This window comes from Oceanicella actignis (assembly GCF_008124525.1).
In the GTDB taxonomy this organism is placed as follows: Bacteria; Pseudomonadota; Alphaproteobacteria; order Rhodobacterales; family Rhodobacteraceae; genus Oceanicella; species Oceanicella actignis.
In genome coordinates, this window is sequence record NZ_VNHJ01000003.1 from 62,950 (window position 1) to 83,237 (window position 20,288).

At 72.9% G+C, this 20,288-nt stretch carries 17 protein-coding genes; 12 read left to right on the forward strand and 5 right to left on the reverse strand.

Features of this window, described 5'->3' with window-relative positions; all coding sequences use genetic code 11:
* Positions 1 to 129: 129 nt before the first annotated feature.
* Both LY05_RS05560 and ppa read left to right on the forward strand, forming a co-directional pair.
* The gene (locus LY05_RS05560) at positions 130 to 822 is read left to right on the forward strand and encodes an aspartate/glutamate racemase family protein (protein WP_249041868.1); all 693 of its coding nucleotides are present in this window, start codon (positions 130 to 132) and stop codon (positions 820 to 822) included.
* A gap of 133 nt (positions 823 to 955) precedes the next feature.
* Complete coding sequence (gene ppa / locus LY05_RS05565) at positions 956 to 1,492, forward strand: inorganic diphosphatase (RefSeq protein ID WP_148922420.1); 537 nt, start codon at positions 956 to 958, stop codon at positions 1,490 to 1,492.
* Positions 1,493 to 1,603: 111 nt separating this feature from the next.
* Here the strand turns inward: ppa and LY05_RS05570 are convergent, their stop codons facing one another.
* On the reverse strand, positions 1,604 to 2,254 hold the full coding sequence (locus LY05_RS05570) for a peroxiredoxin (RefSeq protein WP_148922421.1): 651 nt from the start codon (positions 2,252 to 2,254) through the stop codon (positions 1,604 to 1,606).
* 233 nt (positions 2,255 to 2,487) lie between these two features.
* Between LY05_RS05570 and LY05_RS05575 the strand changes: the two genes are divergently transcribed.
* The 8 genes from LY05_RS05575 to LY05_RS05615 all read left to right on the forward strand — a co-directional run bounded on the left by LY05_RS05575 (position 2,488) and on the right by LY05_RS05615 (position 11,171).
* Positions 2,488 to 4,095, forward strand: a complete 1,608-nt coding sequence (locus tag LY05_RS05575; RefSeq protein ID WP_249041869.1) for a replicative DNA helicase — start codon at positions 2,488 to 2,490, stop codon at positions 4,093 to 4,095.
* Complete coding sequence (alr, locus tag LY05_RS05580) at positions 4,082 to 5,206, forward strand: alanine racemase (RefSeq protein ID WP_148922422.1); 1,125 nt, start codon at positions 4,082 to 4,084, stop codon at positions 5,204 to 5,206. Before LY05_RS05575 ends, alr begins: the two co-directional genes overlap by 14 nt.
* Before the next feature lie 44 nt (positions 5,207 to 5,250).
* Complete coding sequence (locus tag LY05_RS05585; RefSeq protein WP_072746088.1) at positions 5,251 to 6,036, forward strand: MlaE family ABC transporter permease; 786 nt, start codon at positions 5,251 to 5,253, stop codon at positions 6,034 to 6,036.
* A gap of 17 nt (positions 6,037 to 6,053) precedes the next feature.
* The gene (locus tag LY05_RS05590) at positions 6,054 to 6,800 is read left to right on the forward strand and encodes an ABC transporter ATP-binding protein (RefSeq protein WP_148922618.1); all 747 of its coding nucleotides are present in this window, start codon (positions 6,054 to 6,056) and stop codon (positions 6,798 to 6,800) included.
* A 46-nt stretch (positions 6,801 to 6,846) separates the two neighbouring features.
* Complete coding sequence (radA, locus tag LY05_RS05595) at positions 6,847 to 8,223, forward strand: DNA repair protein RadA (RefSeq protein WP_148922423.1); 1,377 nt, start codon at positions 6,847 to 6,849, stop codon at positions 8,221 to 8,223.
* A gap of 43 nt (positions 8,224 to 8,266) precedes the next feature.
* On the forward strand, positions 8,267 to 8,896 hold the full coding sequence (locus LY05_RS05600; RefSeq protein ID WP_148922424.1) for a CvpA family protein: 630 nt from the start codon (positions 8,267 to 8,269) through the stop codon (positions 8,894 to 8,896).
* A gap of 113 nt (positions 8,897 to 9,009) precedes the next feature.
* On the forward strand, positions 9,010 to 10,500 hold the full coding sequence (gene purF / locus LY05_RS05610; RefSeq protein WP_148922426.1) for an amidophosphoribosyltransferase: 1,491 nt from the start codon (positions 9,010 to 9,012) through the stop codon (positions 10,498 to 10,500).
* Complete coding sequence (locus tag LY05_RS05615) at positions 10,497 to 11,171, forward strand: SDR family NAD(P)-dependent oxidoreductase (RefSeq protein ID WP_148922427.1); 675 nt, start codon at positions 10,497 to 10,499, stop codon at positions 11,169 to 11,171. The genes purF and LY05_RS05615 overlap by 4 nt, the downstream gene beginning before the upstream one ends.
* 66 nt (positions 11,172 to 11,237) lie before the next feature.
* On the opposite strand, the gene LY05_RS05620 is transcribed toward LY05_RS05615, so the two are convergent.
* From LY05_RS05620 to LY05_RS05635, 4 genes are all read right to left on the reverse strand, one after another.
* Positions 11,238 to 11,645 carry a (R)-mandelonitrile lyase gene (locus LY05_RS05620; protein ID WP_148922428.1) on the reverse strand — a complete coding sequence of 136 codons (408 nt, stop codon included), beginning with the start codon at positions 11,643 to 11,645 and terminating at the stop codon, positions 11,238 to 11,240.
* 35 nt (positions 11,646 to 11,680) lie between these two features.
* Positions 11,681 to 13,048, reverse strand: a complete 1,368-nt coding sequence (der, locus tag LY05_RS05625; RefSeq protein WP_148922429.1) for a ribosome biogenesis GTPase Der — start codon at positions 13,046 to 13,048, stop codon at positions 11,681 to 11,683.
* 133 nt (positions 13,049 to 13,181) lie between these two features.
* Positions 13,182 to 14,522 carry an outer membrane protein assembly factor BamB family protein gene (locus LY05_RS05630; RefSeq protein WP_148922430.1) on the reverse strand — a complete coding sequence of 447 codons (1,341 nt, stop codon included), beginning with the start codon at positions 14,520 to 14,522 and terminating at the stop codon, positions 13,182 to 13,184.
* A 39-nt stretch (positions 14,523 to 14,561) separates the two neighbouring features.
* Positions 14,562 to 15,224 carry a hypothetical protein gene (locus LY05_RS05635; protein WP_072745795.1) on the reverse strand — a complete coding sequence of 221 codons (663 nt, stop codon included), beginning with the start codon at positions 15,222 to 15,224 and terminating at the stop codon, positions 14,562 to 14,564.
* A gap of 193 nt (positions 15,225 to 15,417) precedes the next feature.
* Between LY05_RS05635 and LY05_RS05640 the strand changes: the two genes are divergently transcribed.
* Together LY05_RS05640 and LY05_RS05645 are read left to right on the forward strand one after the other, a co-directional pair.
* Positions 15,418 to 16,599, forward strand: a complete 1,182-nt coding sequence (locus tag LY05_RS05640) for an efflux RND transporter periplasmic adaptor subunit (RefSeq protein ID WP_148922431.1) — start codon at positions 15,418 to 15,420, stop codon at positions 16,597 to 16,599.
* Positions 16,596 to 19,997, forward strand: a complete 3,402-nt coding sequence (locus LY05_RS05645) for an efflux RND transporter permease subunit (RefSeq protein ID WP_148922432.1) — start codon at positions 16,596 to 16,598, stop codon at positions 19,995 to 19,997. Before LY05_RS05640 ends, LY05_RS05645 begins: the two co-directional genes overlap by 4 nt.
* Positions 19,998 to 20,288: the final 291 nt, after the last annotated feature.

Consider the following 20,288-nt stretch of genomic DNA (forward strand, 5'->3'; position numbering starts at 1 on the left):
GCGCGCGGCTTGTCAACGCGCCCGCCCGGGCGCCCCTGCACGATCGGGCCGAACATGCCGTCGATCCCGCCTCCCGAGGCCGTCCGGCCGCCCGGCCCCCTTCCAGACGCGGCCGAAGGCGCGCCGGCGTTGGGGATCATCGTTCTCGACACCCGTTTTCCGCGCATTCCCGGCGATGTGGGCGCGCGCGCAAGCTGGCCCTTTCCGGTGCGCTTCGCCGTGGCGCGCGGCGCGACGCCCGAGGCGGCGGTGCTGCGCGGGGCGCGGCGCGCGCCGCCGGCCCTGCTCGAGGCCGTGATCGAGGCCGGGCGCGCGCTGACGGCGGCGGGCTGCGCGGGGGTGGCGACCACCTGCGGCTTTCTGTCGGTGTTCCAGGACGCGCTGGCGGCGGCGCTGGAGGTTCCGGTGGCCAGCTCGTCGCTCATGCAGGCGCGGCTCGTGGCGGCGACGCTGCCGCCGGGGCGCGTTCCGGGCATATTGACCGTCAGCGCGCGAAGCCTGACGGCGGCGCATCTGCGCGCCGCCGACGTGCCGCCCGGCGCGCCGGTGGGCGGGCTCGATCCGCGCTCGGCCTTCGCGCGCACGCTGCTCGAGGACCTGCCCGAGCTGGACCGCGAGGCCGCGCGGGCCGAGATGATCCGCGCCGCGCGCGCGCTGGTCGCGGCGCATCCGCGCGTCGGGGCGCTGGTGCTGGAATGCGCGAACATGTGCCCCTATGCCGCCGACGTGGCCGAGGCGACGGGCCTGCCGACCCATTCGGCGCATGATTTCCTGACCTGGTTCCATGCCGGGCTGCGCCCGCCGCGCTTTCGCGCGCCCTGAGGCGCGGCCCTCTTTTGCGCTGCGGCAAGCCGTGCTATGGCCCGCCCGGACGGCGCCGCGACCGGCTCGGGGCGCCCGCCCTCATCACCGCCTCGACAAGCCCCGCAGCGGGCCCGGACAAGCAGGAGCGAGCATGAACATCGACAAGATCCCCGCCGGCAAGAACCCCCCCTCGGACATCAACGTGGTGATCGAGATCACCGGCGGCGCGGGCGGCGGCGCGCCGGTGAAATACGAGATCGACAAGGACTCGGGCGCGGTCTTCGTCGACCGCATCGTCAACACGCCCATGTTCTACCCCTGCAACTACGGCTTCGTGCCCAACACGCTGCACGCCGACGGCGATCCGACCGACGTGCTGGTGCTGTGCGACTTCGACCTGGCGCCGGGCGTGGTCATCCGCTGCCGCCCGGTCGGCGTGCTGAAGATGGAGGATGACGGCGGCATGGACGACAAGCTGATCGCCGTCCCGGTCGAGAAGGTCGATCCCTTCCAGGCGGGCATCCGCGACCTCGAGGACATTCCGCTCAAGACCCGCGAGCGCATCAAGCACTTCTTCGAGCACTACAAGGATCTTGAAGAGGGCAAGTGGGTCAAGGTCATCGGCTGGGGCGACAAGGCCGAGGCCGAGGCGATCCTGCAGGCCTCGGTCGAGGCCGCGCGCAAGTGACGCCCCGCGGGGCGCCCGGCCCGGCGCCCCGCGCGACCGCTGCAACGGCAAGGCCCCGCCGGAGCGCTCCGGCGGGGCCTTTTCGCATGCGCCTTGCGCCGATGGCGCGGCTTACGAGCCCTGCAGCTTGACCAGCCGCAGATAGGGCAGCTTGGCGTCGAAGCCGCCGAACTTCTGGCGCGCCTCGTCGTCCGACAGCGACAGGGCGGCGATCACCTCCTCGCCCGGGCGCCAGTTGGCGGGGGTGGCGACGGGAACGCCCTCGGACAGCTGCAGCGCATCGACGGCGCGCAGGATCTCGTCGAAGTTGCGGCCCACGGACATGGGATAGATCATCATCAGCTTGATCTTCTTGTCCGGCCCGATGACGTAGACCGCGCGCACCGTGGCGGTGTCGGCGGGGGTCTCGGCCTTGTAGGCCTCGGCGGGCAGCATGTCATAGGCCTTGGCGATCTTCAGATCGGGGTCGGCGATGATGGGAAAGTCCACCTTCGCGCCCGAGAAGGATTCGATGTCGGCCGCCCATTTGCGGTGCTCCTCGACCGGGTCCACCGACAGGCCGATCACCTTCACGCCGCGCGTCGCCCACTGCTGCGACAGGCGCGCGACGGCGCCGAACTCGGTGGTGCAGACCGGGGTGAAATCCTTGGGGTGCGAGAACATGATGGCCCAGCTGTCGCCGATCCACTCGTGAAAGCGGATGCGGCCCTGGGTGGTGTCCGCCTCGAAATCGGGGGCGATGTCGTTGATGCGAAGGCTCATGACTCTCTCCTTGTCTGCGGGGCTTGTCTGCCGCCCGGCTTCGCAGGCCTCGCCTGCGTCGTCCGGCAGAAGATGGGCCGCGGCGCGCCCGGTTGCAACCGCCCGCGCGCGCCACATCGCCGCACGACCGCCGCGCGGCCGGCGCGGCGGCGCCATGCGCTTGAAGGGCGGACGCGCCCCCTCGCCCTTGGCGGCGCGCGAGGGTAGGATCGCGGCCCGACTCGGAGCACGCCATGCACGACGACATTCCGCCCCCCGCCGCCGATCCCATGGCCGGCGCCTATCCCGATCCCGCCGGCGCCGGCGACGCGGGCGCGCGGCCCCACGACGATGCGGCCCCCGATCCGGGCCCCGATCCGGCGGCGGTTCCGGCGCCCCCGGGCGCCGCGGCCGCGCAGGGCCTGCCCGCCCCGTGCAACATCGAGGCCGAGCAGGCCGTTCTGGGCGCCCTGCTGGTCAACAACGAGGTGTTCGACCGCATCGCCTCGATCATCGAGCCGCACCATTTCTACGACCCCGTCCACCAGCGCATCTACGAGCTGATCGCCAGCCGCGTGAACAAGGGCATGCTGGCCACGCCGGTCACGCTCAAGGCCTTCATCGAGCAGGACGAAGGCATCCGCGAGATCGGCGGCGCCGAGTATCTGCTGCGCCTGGCGGGGGCGGCGGTGTCGGTCTCGGCCGCGCCCGATTACGCGCGCACGATCCACGACCTGGCGGTGCGGCGCGACCTGATCCGCATCGGCGAGGAGATCCGCTGGAAGGCGGCGCGCATGGATCTGGAGACCGAGCCGCGCGAGCAGATCGTCGAGGCCGAGCAGGCCCTCTACTCTCTGGCCGAGAAGGGCAAATACGAGGGCGGCTTCAAGAGCTTCCTGTCCGCTTCGATCGAGGCGATCCACGTCGCCAACCAGGCCTATCAGCGCGACGGGGGGCTGGCGGGCATTCCCACCGGGCTGATCGACCTGGACCGCAAGCTGGGCGGTCTGCACCCGTCGGACCTGCTGATCCTGGCCGGGCGCCCCTCGATGGGCAAGACGACGCTGGCCACCAACATCGCCTTCAACGTCGCCCGCGCCTATCGCGAGGGCGAGCGCCCCGACGGCACCTTCGGCACGATCGACGGCGGCAAGGTGGGGTTCTTCTCGCTCGAGATGTCGGCCGAGCAGCTGGCCACGCGCATCCTTTCCGAGGCCGCGCGCGTGCCCTCCGAGAAGATCCGCCGCGGCGACATGGAGGAGGAGGAGTTCCAGCGCCTGGTGGACGCCAGCCGCGAGCTGGAGCGCATGCCGCTTTACATCGACGACACGCCGGCGCTGCCCATCTCGACCCTGGCCGCGCGCGCGCGCCGGCTCAAGCGCCAGCACGGGCTGGACCTTCTGGTGATCGACTATCTGCAGCTGGTGCGTCCGGCCAGCGCCAAGGACAGCCGCGTGAACGAGGTGTCCGAGATCACCCAGGGCCTGAAGGCCATCGCCAAGGAGCTGAACATCCCGGTCATCGCGCTCTCGCAGCTCTCGCGCCAGGTCGAGGCGCGCGAGGACAAGCGCCCGCAGCTGTCGGACCTGCGCGAGTCGGGCTCGATCGAGCAGGACGCGGACGTGGTGATGTTCGTCTTCCGCGAGGAATACTACAAGGAGCGCGAAAAGCCCTCGGAGCACGACGTGGAGGCGATGATGAAGTGGCAGGAGGTGATGGAGCGCGTCGCGGGCAAGGCCGAGGTCATCATCGGCAAGCAGCGCCACGGCCCCATCGGCACGGTCGAGCTGGCCTTCGAGGGCCGCTTCACCCGCTTCGGCAACCTGGCCCGTCCCGAGCAGGCGCCCGATGGCGGATTCTGATCCCGAGGCCCCCTGGTCGCAGACGGCGCGGCTGACGGTCGATCTGGACGCGATCGCGCGCAACTGGCGCGCCCTGGCCGCGCGCGCGCCCGGCGCCGAAACGGGCGCGGTGGTCAAGGCAGACGCCTACGGGCTGGGCATGGCGCGGGTGGCGCCGGCGCTGGCGCGGGCGGGGGCGCGCAGCTTCTTCGTCGCCAATGCGCGCGAGGGCGCGGCGCTGCGGCGCATCCTGGGGCCGGGGCCCGACATCTGGATCTTCAACGGCTTCACCCCGGCCGAGCGCGAACTCTTCGCCAAGGCGCGCCTCTTCCCGGTGCTGTGTTCGCTGCGCCAGCTGCGCGAGTTCCGCGCCGCCCTGCCCGATCTGCCCGAGGGGCTCGAGGTCGGGCTGCACATCGAGACCGGCATCAACCGCCAGGGCTTCGGCATGCACGAGCTGGACGCGCTGCGCGCCGAGGGGCTGGGCGAGGCGCGCGCGACGCTGCTGCTCTCGCACCTGGCCTGCGCGGACGAGCCCGAGCACGGCATGAACCTGCGCCAGCGCGGCGCCTTCGCGGGGCGCTCGGCGCTGCTGGCGGCGGCGGCGCCGGGGGCGCGCATGTCGCTTGCGGCCACGGGCGGCATCCTGCTGGGCGAGAAGTTCCACTTCGACCTCACGCGCCCGGGGATCGGGCTTTACGGCGGCCTGCCCTTCGCCCAGGCCGACCCGGTGGTGCGGCTCGAGGCGCCCATCCTTCAGGTGCGGCGCATCCTGCGCGGCGAATCCGTGGGCTACGGCGCTAGCTGGACCGCGCCGCGCGACAGCATGATCGGGGTGCTGCCGGCGGGCTACGCCGACGGCCTGCCGCGCGCGCTGCGCGGGGCGAAGGTGTGGCTCGACGGGCGCCCCGCCCCGCTGGTCGGCCGGGTGAGCATGGACATGCTCACCGTCGATCTGACCGACCATCCGCGCGCCGCCCCCGGCCGCATGGTCGAGATCCTCGGCCCCAATCAGAGCGTCGACCAGCTGGCCGCCGCCGCGGGCACGATCGGCTACGAGATCCTCACCTCTCTTGGCGCGCGCTACGAACGCCGCTACACAGAGGCCGATCCGCACGAGGCGGCGGGCTGAGCCCCGCCCCAGGCAAGAAAGGACGCGGCGCGCGCATGACCGTGATGACCTCGATCCAGGGCTTTCTGGCCGCCATCGGCGCGGCGACGCTCGAGCTGTGCCGCGCCATCGGCGCGCTGGCGCTCTTCGCCGTCTCGGCCGTCGCCCATGCCGCGCGCCCGCCCTGGTATCCGGCCGAGCTGGGCCGCCAGATCCTGCGCATCGGCTATTTCAGCCTGCCTGTCGTGGGGCTGACGGCGCTGTTTACCGGCGGCGCGCTGGCGCTGCAGATCTATCTGGGCGGCTCGCGCTTCAACGCCGAGTCGGTCGTGCCCTCGATCGTCGCCATCGGCATGGTGCGCGAGCTGGGCCCGGTGCTGGGGGCGCTGATGGTGGCCGGGCGCGTCTCGGCCTCGATCGCGGCCGAGCTGGGCACCATGCGCGTGACCGAGCAGATCGACGCGCTCACCACCCTGTCCACCGACCCGATGAAATACCTGGTCGCGCCGCGCATCCTGGCGGCCGTCATCGCCATGCCCATGCTGGCGGCGGTCTCGGACGTGATCGGGGTGATGGGCGGCTACCTGGTCGGGGTCGAGCGGCTGGGCTTCAACCCCGGCGCCTATCTGCGCAACACCGCCGACTACCTGCTGCTTCAGGACGTGACCTCGGGCCTGATCAAGGCCGCGGCCTTCGGCTTCATCGTCGCGCTGATGGGCTGCTATCACGGCTACAATTCGGGCCGCGGCGCGCAGGGCGTCGGGCGCGCGACGACCAACGCGGTCGTTTCGGCCTGCATCCTGATCTTCGCGGCGAACTACATCCTGACCGAGGCGCTGTTCTCCTCATGAGCGACGCAGGCACCCCCATGATCGAGCTGCGCGGCGTCTCGAAGAGCTTCGGCGCCAAGCATGTGCTGCGCGGCGTGGACCTGGCGGTGGCGCGGGGCGAAAGCCTGGTCGTCATCGGCGGATCGGGCACGGGCAAGTCGGTCACGCTCAAATGCATCCTCGGCCTGATCCCGCACGATTCGGGGCAGATCCTGCTCGAAGGCCAGCCCCTGACGCCCGAGCGGCGCGCGCGCATGCTCGAACGCTTCGGCATGCTGTTCCAGGGCGGCGCGCTGTTCGACAGCCTGAGCGTGTGGGAGAACGTGGCCTTCCGGCTGCTGCGCGGCCCCGCGCGGCGCCCGCGCGCCGAGGCGCGCGCGCTGGCGGTCGACAAGCTGCGCCGCGTGGGGCTGGGGCCGGACGTGGCCGACCTTTACCCGGCCGAGCTGTCGGGCGGCATGCAAAAGCGCGTCGGCCTGGCGCGCGCCATCGCCGCCGATCCGCAGATCATCTTCTTCGACGAGCCCACCACCGGCCTCGATCCCATCATGGCCGGCGTCATCAACGACCTGATCCGCGAGCTCGTGACCGAGATGGGGGCCACGGCCATCACCATCACCCACGACATGAGCTCGGTGCGCGCCATCGCCGACACGGTGGCCATGCTGCACGAGGGGCGGATCCGCTGGCGCGGCCCGGTTTCGCGGCTGGACGACAGCGGCGATCCCTATGTGGACCAGTTCATCCACGGCCGCGCCGAGGGTCCGATCGAGGCGGTCAGATGAGCCCGCGCGCCGCCGCGCCGCGCGCGCGCCCGCAGGGCTGAGGGCGATGGCCAAGGCCCGGACCCCCGCCGCCTTCGTCTGCCGCGAATGCGGCGCGGCGCACCGCAAATGGGCCGGGCGCTGCGACGCCTGCGGCGCGTGGAACGCGATCGAGGAAGAAACCGCCCTTTCCGCCGCCGGGCCGGCCTCGCGCTCGCTGGGCGGGGCGCGCGGGCGGGTGCTCGAGCTGTCGGCGCTGAGCGGGACCGAGCCCGACCCGCCGCGCCTCGCCGTCGGCGTCGAGGAGCTGGACCGCGTGCTGGGCGGCGGGCTGGTGCCGGCCTCGGCGATCCTGGTCGGGGGCGATCCGGGCATCGGCAAGTCCACCCTTCTGCTGCAGGCCGCCGCCGCCTTCGCCCGGCGCGGGGCCAAGACGATCTACGTCACGGGCGAAGAGGCCTCGGCGCAGGTGCGCATGCGCGCCGCGCGTCTGGGCCTGGCCGAGGCGCCGGTGCTGCTGGCGGCCGAGACCAATCTGCGCGACGTGCTGACCACGCTCGAGGCCGAGCGGCCGGCGGTGGCCATCGTCGACTCGATCCAGACCATGTGGGCCGACAACGTCGACAGCGCCCCCGGCTCGGTCAGCCAGGTGCGCGCCGCGGCGCACGAGCTGACCAGCTTCGCCAAGCGCCGCGGCGTGTCGGTGATCATGGTCGGGCATGTGACCAAGGACGGCCAGATCGCCGGCCCGCGCGTGGTCGAGCACATGGTCGACACGGTGCTCTATTTCGAGGGCGAGCGCGGCCATCAGTTCCGCATCCTGCGCGCGGTCAAGAACCGCTTCGGCCCGGCCTCCGAGATCGGCGTCTTCGAGATGACCGGCAAGGGGCTCAAGCAGGTGCTCAACCCCTCGGCGCTGTTCCTGTCGGACCGCGAGACGACCGCGCCGGGCTCGGCGGTGTTCGCCGGGCTCGAGGGCACGCGCCCGGTGCTGGTCGAGTTCCAGGCCCTGGTCGCGCCGGCGCAGCCCGGTTCGGCGCGGCGCGCGGTGGTGGGCTGGGATTCGAGCCGCCTGGCCATGCTGCTGGCGGTGCTCGAGGCGCGCTGCGGGGTCTCGCTGGCGCAGCACGACGTCTATCTGAACGTGGCCGGCGGCCTGCGCGTCAGCGAGCCGGCGGCCGACCTGGCCGTGGCGGCGGCGCTGCTGGGCGCGGTGCGCGGCGCGGCGGCGCCGGCCGATGCGGTGGTGTTCGGCGAGATCAGCCTGTCGGGCGCTCTGCGTCCGGCGCCGCAGCCCGACCTGAGGCTGCGCGAGGCCGAGAAGCTGGGATTTCGCGCCGCGCTGACGCCTTCGCAGGTGAAGCTGGCGGCGAAATCTGGCATGACGGTCCGGCGATTCGACGACCTGGCCCAATTCGTCGGCCAGGTCTTCGCCGAGGGCTGAGGCGCGGCGCGCGAGTGGCGTTGAAAGGCATGGGGGCGACCTGATGGAGTATACGATCGCGGACGGGGCGGTTCTTGTGGTGACGCTGGTCTCGGGGCTGCTGGCCTTCACCCGCGGCTTCACGCGCGAGGCGCTGGCCATCGGCGGCTGGATCCTGGCCGCGATCCTGGCCCTTTACGGCGCGCCGCTGGTCGAGCCCATCCTCAAGGAGACCCCCACCATCGGCGACATCCTGCAGCGCAACTGCAACCTGTCCAAGCTGGTGGCCTTCGCGGTCGTCTTCGCCATCGCGCTGATCTTCCTGTCGATCTTCACGCCGCTCTTTTCCTCGGCGGTGCGCGAATCGCCCCTCGGCGCGGTGGACAAGGCGCTGGGCTTCCTGTTCGGCCTAGCGCGCGGCGTGGCGCTGGTGGCCGTGGCCTGGCTGATCTACGCGCAGATCATGCCGCCCTCCGAACGCCTGCCCGCCATCGAGAAGGCGCGCTCGGTCGCCCTCATCAAGGAGGCCGCCAACATCATCGAAAACAACGCCCCGCGCACCGTGCCCGACTGGATCCGCCGGCCCGTCAACCAGCTGACCGCCGAGTGCGGCGGCTTCTTCGAGCTGGACGCCCCCGGCGCCGGCGCCGGCGCGCTGACCCCGAACGGCCGCGCCGCGCCCGCCGAGCGCTGAGCCGGCGCCCGCGGCGGGTGACAGCGCCGCGGGCGGCCGATATAAGGCCACCGAACCTTCCCCGCGCCCGCGCCGCGGGCCGCCCGCCAACGCCGACCGAGGGCGCATCGACCATGACCGACGCCGACATCGCCTCCCGCTTCCCGCGTCACCCCTTCGACAGCGACGACCCGGACAAGCTGCGCGAGGAATGCGGCCTGTTCGGCGCCTTCAACGTGACCGACGCCGCCAGCTTCGTGGCGCTGGGCCTGCATGCGCTGCAGCATCGCGGACAGGAGGCGGCGGGCATCGTCACCTACGACCCCGAGATCGGCTTCAGCTCGGTGCGCCGGCTGGGCTATGTGCGCGACAACTTCACCCAGCGCGAGACGATAGAGGCCCTGCCCGGCCGCAGCGGCATCGGCCATGTGCGCTACTCGACCTCGGGCGCCAAGGGGCAGACCGCCATCCGCGACGTGCAGCCGCTTTACGCGGACCTGGCCATGGGCGGCTGCGCCGTCGCGCACAACGGCAACCTGACCAACGCCCGCGCCATCAAGAAGGAGCTGATCGAGCGCGGCTCGATCTTCCAGTCCTCGTCCGACACCGAGGTCATCATCCATCTGATGGCCCGCAGCTTCCAGAAGAACATCCCCGAGCGCATGAAAGAGGCGCTGCGCCGCGTCGAGGGCGCGTTCTCGATCATCGCGCTGACGCGCTCGAAGATGATCGGCGTGCGCGACCCGCTGGGCGTGCGCCCGCTGTCGCTGGCGCGTCTGGGCGAGGGCTGGGCGCTGGCTTCCGAGACCTGCGCCTTCGACATCTGCGGCGCCGAGTTCGTGCGCGAGATCGAGCCGGGCGAGATGGTCATCATCTCGGAGAAGGGCGTCGAAAGCTTCCGCCCCTTCGAGCCGGCGCGCCCGCGCTTTTGCATCTTCGAGCATGTGTATTTCTCGCGCCCCGACAGCGTGATCGGCGGCCGCTCGGTCTATGAGAGCCGCCGCGCCATCGGCGTCGAGCTGGCGCGCGAGGCGCCGGTCGAGGCCGATCTGGTCTGCCCAATCCCCGACAGCGGCACCCCGGCGGCCATCGGCTACAGCCAGGAAAGCGGCATTCCGTACGCCATGGGGATCATCCGCAACCAGTACATGGGCCGCACCTTCATCGAGCCCTCCGAGCAGATCCGCAACATGGGCGTGCGGCTCAAGCTCAACGTCAACCGCGCGCTGATCCGCGGCAAGCGCGTGGTGCTGGTGGACGATTCGGTGGTGCGCGGCACCACCTCGCGCAAGATCCGCGAGATGATCGTGGACGCCGGCGCGGCCGAGGTGCATTTCCGCATCGCCTCGCCGCCCACCGCCTGGCCCTGCTTCTACGGCGTGGACACGCCCGAGCGCGACAAGCTTCTGGCCGCGCGCATGACCGAGGAAGAGATGCGCGCCTATCTGGGCGTGGACAGCCTGCGCTTCATCTCGCTCGACGGGCTTTACCGCGCCGTGGGCGAGGAGAACGGCCGCGACCCCTCGGCGCCGCGCTATTGCGACGCGTGCTTCTCGGGGCAGTATCCGATCCCGCCCTCGGACGCGCTGAGCGAGGGCGCGCTCGAGCTGGAGGACGCGCGATGAGCGCGCCGCTGGCCGGCAAGATCGCCCTGGTCACGGGCGCAAGCCGCGGGCTTGGCCGCGCTCTGGCCGAGGAGCTGGGCGCGCGCGGCGCGCATGTGATCGCGCTGGCGCGCACCGTCGGCGGGCTCGAGGAGCTGGACGACGCCATCCGCGCCCGCGGCGGCGAGGCGACGCTGGTTCCGGCCGACGTGTCGGACGACGACGCCCTGCCCCGCCTCGGCGCCGCGATCCATCAGCGTTGGGGCAAGCTCGACCTGTGGGTGAACTGCGCCGTCCATGCGCCGCCGCTCACCCCCGCGTCGCATCTGAACGTCAAGGACTGGGACCGAGCCATGGCGGTCAATGCGCGCGCGCAGGCGCAGCTGGTGCGCATGCTCGAGCCGCTCTTGCGCGCGGCGCCGTCGGGCGTGGCCGCGCTGATGGACGATCCGCGCAATGACGGGGCGTTCCACGGCGCCTACGCCGCCTCGAAGGCGGCGGCGCGCGCGGCGGCGCTGTGCTGGGCCGAAGAGTGCCGCCGCCTCGGGCCGAAGGTGCTGCTTCTGACGCCGCCGCTCATGGCGACGGCGGTGCGCGCGCGCTTTCGCCCCGGCGAGGACCGCGCCGCGCTGGCGACGCCGCCGGCGGCGGCGGCCCGGCTGCTGCCGGAAATTCTCGACGCGCTGGGCTGAAGGCGGGCGCGCGGCCGAAGGCGGCGCGGGGCCGGCATCCCGGCCCCGCGCCCCGGCCCCCGAGGTTCAATCCTGCGGCGGCGTCAGGTAGTCGTCCTGCGAGACCTGCTCGAGCCAGTGCGCGGTCACGCCGTCGACGGCCTCCTGCATCGCCAGATGCGTCATCGGCTGATCGGGCGCGGCGCCGTGCCAGTGCTCTTCGCCCGGGGCGAAGCGCACCACGTCGCCCGGCCCCAGCTCGCGCACCGGACCGCCGCGGCTTTGCACCCGGCAGCGCCCCGACAGGATCAGCAGCGTCTGCCCCGCCGGGTGCGTGTGCCAGGCCGTGCGCGCGCCCGGCGCGAAGGACACCGTCAGCGCCGACAGGCGCGAGGGCGCCTCGGGCGCGGCGACGGTCTGCATCCAGACCTCGCCGACGAAATAGTCCTCCGGCGCCCGGCGGGCGGCGCGTTCGCGCAGGGTCTCGATCTTCATGGCGTCCTCCTTCTGGCCGGCCGGCGGGCCGGCGGTCAGCCGCGCGGTTTGCCGCGCGCGCGCGCCTTGCCCTCGAAGGGGTTCTCGCCCTTGCGGTAGGTCAGGCGGATCGGCGTGCCCTCAAGCCCGAAATCGCGCCGCAAGCCGTTGACGAGAAAGCGCGTGTAGCTTTCGGGCATCTCGTCGGCGCGCTGGCAGAAGGCCAGGAAGCTGGGCGGGCGGCTCTTGATCTGCGTCATGTAGCGCAGCTTGATCCGCCGTCCGCCGGGCGCGGGCGGGGGGTGGGCCTCGGTCTGCTCGCGCAGCCACTGGTTCAGCTGCGAGGTCGAGATGCGCGCGTTCCAGACCTCGTGCGCGTCCAGCACCGCCTGGCGCAGCTTGTCCAGCCCCTTGCCCTGGATGGCCGAGACCGCCACCAGCGGCGCGCCCTTGAGCTGGGGCAGAAGGCGGGCGAACTGCTCGCGCAGCTCGCGCAGGCGCCGATTCTTGTCCTCGACCAGGTCCCACTTGTTCACCGCCACCACCACCGCGCGCCCCTCGCGCTCGGCCAGGTCCGCGATGCGCAGATCCTGCGTCTCGAAGGGGTTCTGGGCGTCGACCAGCAGCACCACCACCTCGGCGAAGCGCACCGCGCGCAGACCGTCCGAGACGCTGAGCTTCTCGAGCTTCGAGACCACGCGCGCCTTCTTGCGCATGCCCGCGGTGTCGAAGATGCGAAAATCGGTCCCGCCCCACGACACATTCACCGAAATGGCGTCGCGGGTGATGCCGGCCTCGGGGCCGGTCAGCAGCCGGTCCTCGCCCAGTATGGCGTTGACCAGCGTCGACTTGCCGGCATTGGGCCGACCGACCACGGCCAGCTGGATGGGGCGGTCGGGGCGCGGCGCGTCCAGCTCGCGCGCCTCGTGCTCGGCCACCAGCGGCTCGAGCGCCGCGTAAAGATCGCCCATGCCCTCGCCATGCTCGGCCGACAGGCCGATGGGCTCGCCCAGCCCCAGGCGCCAGGCCTCGAGCACGCCGGCCTCGCCCTGCGCGCCTTCGGCCTTGTTGACGCCCAGGATCACGCGCCCGTTCCTGCGCCGCAGGATGTCGGCGAAGACCTCGTCCTGCGGGGTCACGCCGGCGCGCGCGTCCAGAAGGAACAGGCAGGCGTCGGCCATGTCCACGGCGCGCTCGGTCAGCGCGCGCATGCGCCCGGGCAGGCTTTCGGGGTCGGCCTCCTCGAGGCCGGCGGTGTCGATGACCGTGAAGGTCAGATCGCCCAGCCGCGCTTCGCCCTCGCGCAGGTCGCGGGTGACGCCCGGCTGGTCGTCCACCAGCGCCAGGCGCTTGCCCACGAGGCGGTTGAAGAGGGTCGATTTTCCAACGTTCGGTCTTCCGACGATCGCCAGCTTGAATGACATGTCATGCTCCATCCGCGCTGCGCGCGGAACCAGTTCGCGGCCCGCGCCCGGCGGGCGGGGCCCAATGCGGCGACGGGCCGCGCCGCCCGCGCGTTGCGCGGCGGGGCGGCCCGCGGCGTGTCTTGCGCGCGCTTCAGCGCAGCGCGGTCAGGCGGCCGTCGGCGGTGTGCACATAGATCGCGCCGCCCGCCGCCAGCGGCTCGGAATACGCGCCGCCGCTCAGCCGCGTCTCGGCCAGCTGGGCGCCGGTGACAGGATCATGCGCCAGCATGCGCCCGTCGGACGAGACGGTCAGCAGCCGCCCGCCGGCCAGGATGGGGCCGCGCCAGGCGATGGGCCCCTCGCGGTCGTCGGGGTCGGCGTAGCCCGGCAGCTCGACGCGCCACAGCGTGCGGCCCGTCTGCGCGTCGAGGCGCATGAGCGCGGGTTCGGTCGAGGCGACGAAGACGCTGTCGCCCGCCGGCCAGACCGGCGAGAGCGCGCCGAAGGCGCGCGTCCACTTGCGCCGGCCCGTGCGTCCGTCGATGGCGGTCAGCTGCGCGCCCGCCCCGCCGGCATAGATGTCCGTGCCCACGATCACCGGCGCCGAGGTCACGTCGGGAAACGCCGCCAGCCCCGAGGCGCCGAGCCCCCCCGCCGCCAGGTTCGCCGTCCACAGCTGCAGCCCGCCCGAGGCGCGCGCCAGCGTCAGCTCGCCCGAGCCGAAGGGAAGAACCACCACCGAGCGCAGCGTCGCCGGCGGCGCGCCCGCCAGCGCGCCGGCGCGGGCGCTGGCCGCGTCCATGCGCCACAGCTCGGCGCCGTCCTCGCCGTTCAGCGCGTGGGCCGTGTTGGCGCGCGTGACGACGAAGACGCGCCCGTTCGCCGCCGCGGGCGCCACTCGCACCGGCCCGTCCACCCGCCGGCGCCAGATGATGCGCCCGTCCCGGGGGTCGAGCGCCAGCGCCTCGCCAAAGCCGGTCGTGGCGTAGACGCGCCCGTCGGCCGCGACGACGCCGCCGCCGAAGCCGGCCTCGGGGTCCTCGCCCTCGGGGGTCAGGTCCACGCGCCAGAGCTGCGCGCCCGAGGCGGCGTCGAAGGCCAAGAGGGCCGCCTCGCCGTCGCGCACGAAGACGCGCCCGCCCGCCACGGCCGGCTGGCCGGGGGCGGGCATGTCCTCGAAGGCGGCGCCGGCGTCGACGCTCCAGACCGCGCGCGGCGCGGCGGGCGCGGCGACGTGACCGGCCCCGTCGAAGGCCGAATGGGCCGCGTCGCCGTTCACATGCGTCCAGTCGGCGACCGAGATGGCGGGCGGGATCGGGCGCGTCTCGGGGCTTGCGGGCGCCTGCTCGGCGGCGCCGGCGGGCAAGACGGGCAGCCGCTCGCCGGCAAGGCGCGCCTCGTCGTCGGACGCGCACGCGCCCAGCGCCGCAAGCGCGCAGGCCGCCCCCCCGATGCGCAGCGCGCGGCGAGCGAGATCAAGGCGACGGGTCATGCGTATCCTCCTGACTGCAAGGCGCGGCGCGCGGCGCGCTCAGGCGCCGTCCTCGCCCGAGGCGGGCAGCGCCTCGGCCAGAGCGCCCAGCCGCTCGCGCAGCTCGGCGGTGGCGCGCGGGTCGGACATCGCGGCGGCCATGTCCTCGCGCGCGCCCTTGGCGTCGCCCGCGCGCAGCCGCGCGACGGCGCGCGCCTCGAGCGCCAGCGGGCGCAGCGTCGCCCCCTCGGCGGCGAAGGGCGCGATCGCCTCGGCCAGCGCCTCGGGCTTCATGTCGGGGGCGCGCAGCATCAGCGCCTTCCAGCCCGCGAGATCGCGCCAGAGGGGATCGGCGCCCGCATCGGCGGCGATCGCGTCGAGCAGCCGCGCCGCCTCTTCGGGCTTGCCCGCATCGGCCAGCGCGCCCGCCTCGCTCATGCGCGCCAGCAGCGCGGCGCCCGGGGCGGCCGCTTCGGCGACGGCGGCGAAGGCTTCGGCGCGCCGGGCGGGGTCGTCGATGCGCGCGGCGGCGATCAGCCGGCCGCCGGTCTCGCGCGCGGCCTCCTCGCGCCGGTGCTCGCGCCAGCTGAACACGGCCGCGGCCAGGACGATCAGCGTCAGCCCCGCGATCACCGCCGGGCCGAAGCGCCGCCACAGCCGCAAGAGCCGGTCGCGGCGCAGCTCTTCGGTGACCTCCTGGATGAAGCTGTCGGTGTCGCTCAACTGCCTGCACTCCCGTCTCGCGCCGCGCGCGGGCGGCGGCGCGGAAAAATTCCGTCCGTCCTGCGACCGAAAGGCGCTGATCGGGCGTATATTGTCAAGGCCGCCCGCGCGCAACCTTGCCGCCCCGCGCATGCAGGCCATATTGTGCCCCCGCATGCGCCGCCGCGGCCGCATGCGTCGAACGGAGCTGGTCATGCGCCTTGCACATCTTCTGACCGCCGCGCTGGTCGCGGCCGGGCTTTACTGGTGGGTCGTCGCCACGCCCCCCCGCGGGCAGGAGCCGCCGCCCCCCGCCGGCGCCGCCCAGGCCGCCCCCCACGCCGAGGAGAAGCCGATGCGCGTGGCCGGCTTCCTGTCGCGCGCGCGCCCGGTGGAAAGCGAGATCGCGCTGCGCGGACGCACCGAGGCGCAGCGCCGCGTCGAGGTGCGGGCCGAGACCTCGGGGCTGGTGATCTCGGACCCGCTGCGCGCCGGCGCCGAGGTGCGCAAGGGCGACGTGCTGTGCCGCATCGAGATGGGCGCGCGCGCCGCCCAGCTGGCCGAGGCCGAAGCCGCGCTGGCCAGCGCCGAGGCCGACGACCGCGCCGCGCAGACCCTGTCGCGCAAGGGCTACGCCTCGGACATCGTGGCCGCCGCGCGCCGCGCCCAGCTCGAGGCCGCGCGCGCGCGCCTGGCCGCGATTCGGCGCGACATCGAGAAGCTGGTGATGACCGCGCCCTTCGACGGCTTTCTGGAAACGGACGCGGCCGAGACCGGCGCGCTCCTGCGCAACGGCGACGTGTGCGCGACGGTCATCGCCCTCGATCCCATCAAGCTGGTCGGCTTCGTGCCCGAGGTGGACGTCGACCGCCTGGCCCCCGGCATGGAGGCGCGTGGGCGCCTGGCCTCGGGGCGGCCGCTGGCGGGGCGGATCAGCTTCGTCTCGCGCTCGGCCGATCCGGCCACGCGCACCTTCCGCGTCGAGGTCCAGGCCCCCAATCCCGACGCCGCCATCCGCGACGGCATGACCGCCGAGATCGCCGTGCCGCTGACGGGCGAGCGCGCGCACATGCTGCCGCAGGCGGCGCTGACGCTGGACGATTCGGGCCGGCTGGGCGTGCGCGTGGCCGAAGGCGGGCGCGCGCGCTTCGTCCCCGTCGAGATCCTGCGCGACGAACCGGTGGGCGTGTGGGTGCGCGGGCTGCCCGACGAGGCCATGGTCATCGTCGTCGGCCAGGAATATGTCGGCGAGGGCAGGCCCGTCCTGGTCACCGAGGTGAGCTGGACGCCCGAGGACGGGGGCGTGGTCTCGCCGCCCGCGCACGCGCTGGCCGGCGACGCCGCGGGCGACGCCGCGCGCGGCGGCGCGGGCGCCGAGGCGGGCGACGCGCGATGACGGGCATGGTCGACTGGGCCGTCGCGCGGGCCCGCATGATCCTGGCCTTCATCGCCCTCTCGCTCGGCGCGGGCTGGATCGCCTATGTCTCGCTGCCCAAGGAGGGCGAGCCGGACATCGACATCCCGATGATCTTCGTCTCGGCGCCCTTCCCCGGCATCTCGGCCGAAGACAGCGAGCGGCTTCTGGTCAAGCCGCTCGAGCAGGAGCTGCGCGGGGTCACGGGTCTTGACAAGATGACCTCCTTCGCGGCCGAGAACTACGCCGGCGTGCTGCTGCAATTCGAATTCGGCTGGGACAAGAGCGCCACCATCGCCGCCGTGCGCGAGGCGGTGGACAAGGCCCGGACCGAGTTCCCCGCCGGCGCCGAAGAGCCCAGCGTCGACGAGTTCAACTTCTCGGAATTCCCGATCCTCGTGGTGGCGCTCTCGGGCGACGCGCCCGAACGCACCATGCTGCGCCTGGCCAAGGACCTGCAGCGCGACATCGAAAGCCTGCCGCATGTGCTCGAGGCGGGCCTTGCGGGCCAGCGCGACGAGATGCTCGAGGTGGTGATCGACCCGCTCAAGCTCGAGGCCTACGACATCACCGCCCAGGAGCTGACGCGCGTGGTCACCGCCAACAACCGCCTGGTGGCCGCCGGCGCGCTCGAGTCGGGCTCGGGGCAGTTCTCGATCAAGCTGCCCGGCAGCTTCGAGACCCCGCGCGACGTCTACGCCCTGCCGGTCAAGACCAACGGCGACCGTGTGGTGACGCTGGGCGACGTGGCCGCCATCCGCCTGACCTTCGAGGACGCCAAGGGCACCGCCCGCTACAACGGCAAGCCCACCGTCGCGCTGCAGATCGTCAAGCGCAAGGGCCAGCCGGTGATCGACACCGTCGCGGCCGTGCGCGCGCGCGTCGAGCAGGCCGTCGCCGCCTGGCCCGAGCCGTTGCGCCAGGCGGTCAAGGTCAGCTACGCGATGAACGAATCGACCAAGGTGGCCGGCATGGTCAGCCAGCTCGAAGGCTCGGTGCTGACGGCGATCGCGCTGGTGATGGTGGTGGTTCTGGGGGCGCTGGGGCTGCGCTCGGCGCTGCTGGTGGGCTTCGCCATCCCGACCTCGTTCCTCTTGACCTTCGCCTTCATGGCCATCTTCGGCATGTCCATCACCAACATCGTGATGTTCGGCCTGATCCTGGCGGTGGGCATGCTGGTGGACGGCGCCATCGTGGTCGTCGAATACGCCGACCAGCGCATCAGGGAGGGGACCGGCCCCATGCGCGCCTACGCCGAGGCGGCGCGGCGCATGTTCTGGCCCATCGTCTCGTCCACCGCGACGACGCTGTGCGCCTTCCTGCCCATGCTGTTCTGGCCGGGCATTCCGGGTCAGTTCATGGGCAACCTGCCGGTGACGCTGATCTTCGTCCTGTCGGCCTCGCTGGTGGTGGCGCTGATCTACCTGCCCGTGCTTGGCGGCGTCGCCGGACGCATGAGCCGCGCGGTCGAGCGCGCGGGCGCGGGCCTCGGGGCGATGCTGGGGCGCGCGCCGCGCCGCGCGCCGCGGCCCGTTCCGCAGGCGGGCGTGCGCCGCACGCCCTTCGGGCGCTTCACCGCCTTCATCGTCGGCAACCCGGTCATGCCCTTCGTCGCCATCGCGCTGACCTGCGCGGCGGTGTTCTCGGCCTTCACCTGGTATGGCGCGAACAACAAGGGCGTCGAGTTCTTCGTCAAGACCGAGCCCGAGCGCGCCAACGCCTATGTGCGCGCGCGCGGGAACCTGTCGCTGGCCGAGCGCGACCGCCTGGTCAAGGCGGTCGAGGACCTGATCATCGGGGTCGACGGCGTGGCGTCGGTCTTCTCCTTCGCCGGAGAGGGCGGGCTGAACCAGCGCGGCGGCAACAAGCCGCTGGACGCGGTCGGGCAGATCCAGATCGAGCTGGCCCCCTGGGGAACGCGGCGCCCGGGCGACGAGATCCTGGCCGAGATCAACGAGCGCATCTCGATCTATCCCGGCGTCTTCGCCGAGATCGAGCAGCAGCGCCAGGGCCCGCAGCAGGGCAAGCCCGTGCAGCTGCGCCTGACCGGGCAGGACTGGGACGCGCTGCTCGAGGCGGCGCGCATCGCCCGCGCCCGCTTCGACGCCACCCCCGGCCTTGTCGAGATCGAGGACACGCGCCCCCTGCCCGGCATCGACTGGAAGCTGGACGTGGACGTGGCCACCGCCGGCCGCTTCGGCGCCGACGTCAGCACCATCGGCGCCATGGTCAGCCTGGTCACGCGCGGCGTCCTGCTCGACACCATGCGCCCCGACGGCTCGGATGACGAGATCGAGATCCGCGTGCGCTATCCCGAGGATCAGCGCACCCTGGCCACGCTGGACGGCATGCGCGTGCGCACGCCCCAGGGGCTGGTGCCGCTGAGCAACTTCGTCTCGCGCGCGCCCGAGCCCAAGCTGGGCCAGATCCAGCGCTACAACGGCGAGCGCTTCTTCTTCGTAAAGGCCGACGTGGCGCCCGGCGTGAACGCCAACCAGAAAATCGCCGAGCTGAACGAGTGGCTGAAGACCAACCCGCTGCCCGCGGGCGTCTCGGCCGCCTTCGCCGGCGATCAGGAAGAGCAGGCCGAAAGCCAGCAGTTCCTGATGAAGGCCTTCGTCGGCGCGTTGGGACTGATGTTCGTGATCCTGCTGGCGCAGTTCAACTCGTTCTACAACTCGGCGCTGGTGCTGACGGCGGTGGTGATGTCGGTGGCCGGCGTGCTGGTGGGCATGATCGTGATGGAGCAGCCCTTCTCGATCATCATGACGGGAACGGGCATCGTCGCGCTGGCGGGAATCGTCGTGAACAACAACATCGTGCTGATCGACACCTACCAGGAGTTCGCGCGCATCATGCCGCCGATCGAGGCCATCGTGCGCACCGCCGAGCAGCGCATCCGCCCGGTGCTGCTGACCACCATCACCACCATGGCGGGCCTGACGCCGATGATGTTCGGCGTGTCGGTCGATTTCCTCAACGGCGGCTACACCATCGACGCGCCGACGGCGCTGTGGTGGAAGCAGCTGGCCACGGCGGTGGTGTTCGGCCTGGGGCTGGCGACGGCGCTGACGCTGATCTTCACCCCCGCCGCCCTGGCCGCGCGGGTGTGGGTCGGGCGCGGGCGCGAGGCGGCGGCGCTGCGGTTGCGGGCCCTGTTCTCGGCGCGCGCGCGGGACGATCTGCGCCTGGCGCGCGCGGCCCGGCGCGCCGGCGCCGGCGATCTGATCTGGAGCGCCGCGGCCCCCCTGGGCGCGGCCGCCATCCGGGCCGACGCGCCCCCCGCCCCCGCCAGGGCGCCGCGCCGCCCGACCCCCGAAGCGACCCCGGAACAGGGGCGCAACAAGGACGGCGGCCCACCGGCCGAGGCCGCCGAGTAGGCCCGCCAGGACGCGGCCGGGGCGATTGCCGCGTCGCCGGGCGGCCTCGGCGTCGCAAGCGGCCCGATGCGCCGCCCATCCGCGACGCGACGGCTTGACCCCGGGCGCGCGAAGGAACCCGAGGGCGATCCCGGCAGGCGGGTCCGGCATGGCGCCCTAGGCATCGGACGGATCGCCAACCAGGCTGACATTCCGGCGGGCGCCCAAGGGCGCCAAGTGCGCCGGGCGCGCAGTCCAAAGGCGGTGCGAAGGGTTGAGCCGGCGCGCAAGGGCGCCGGGCGGGCGGATCCT

Coding starts and splice junctions, on each gene's coding strand:
- ppa (WP_148922420.1), top strand. CDS start 956: ATGAACATCGACAAGATCCCCGCCGGCAAGAACCCCCCCTCGGACATC.
- LY05_RS05570 (WP_148922421.1), bottom strand. CDS start 2,254: ATGAGCCTTCGCATCAACGACATCGCCCCCGATTTCGAGGCGGACACC.
- LY05_RS05575 (WP_249041869.1), top strand. CDS start 2,488: ATGCACGACGACATTCCGCCCCCCGCCGCCGATCCCATGGCCGGCGCC.
- alr (WP_148922422.1), top strand. CDS start 4,082: ATGGCGGATTCTGATCCCGAGGCCCCCTGGTCGCAGACGGCGCGGCTG.
- LY05_RS05585 (WP_072746088.1), top strand. CDS start 5,251: ATGACCTCGATCCAGGGCTTTCTGGCCGCCATCGGCGCGGCGACGCTC.
- LY05_RS05590 (WP_148922618.1), top strand. CDS start 6,054: ATGATCGAGCTGCGCGGCGTCTCGAAGAGCTTCGGCGCCAAGCATGTG.
- radA (WP_148922423.1), top strand. CDS start 6,847: ATGGCCAAGGCCCGGACCCCCGCCGCCTTCGTCTGCCGCGAATGCGGC.
- LY05_RS05600 (WP_148922424.1), top strand. CDS start 8,267: ATGGAGTATACGATCGCGGACGGGGCGGTTCTTGTGGTGACGCTGGTC.
- purF (WP_148922426.1), top strand. CDS start 9,010: ATGACCGACGCCGACATCGCCTCCCGCTTCCCGCGTCACCCCTTCGAC.
- LY05_RS05615 (WP_148922427.1), top strand. CDS start 10,497: ATGAGCGCGCCGCTGGCCGGCAAGATCGCCCTGGTCACGGGCGCAAGC.
- LY05_RS05620 (WP_148922428.1), bottom strand. CDS start 11,645: ATGAAGATCGAGACCCTGCGCGAACGCGCCGCCCGCCGGGCGCCGGAG.
- der (WP_148922429.1), bottom strand. CDS start 13,048: ATGTCATTCAAGCTGGCGATCGTCGGAAGACCGAACGTTGGAAAATCG.
- LY05_RS05630 (WP_148922430.1), bottom strand. CDS start 14,522: ATGACCCGTCGCCTTGATCTCGCTCGCCGCGCGCTGCGCATCGGGGGG.
- LY05_RS05640 (WP_148922431.1), top strand. CDS start 15,418: ATGCGCCTTGCACATCTTCTGACCGCCGCGCTGGTCGCGGCCGGGCTT.
- LY05_RS05645 (WP_148922432.1), top strand. CDS start 16,596: ATGACGGGCATGGTCGACTGGGCCGTCGCGCGGGCCCGCATGATCCTG.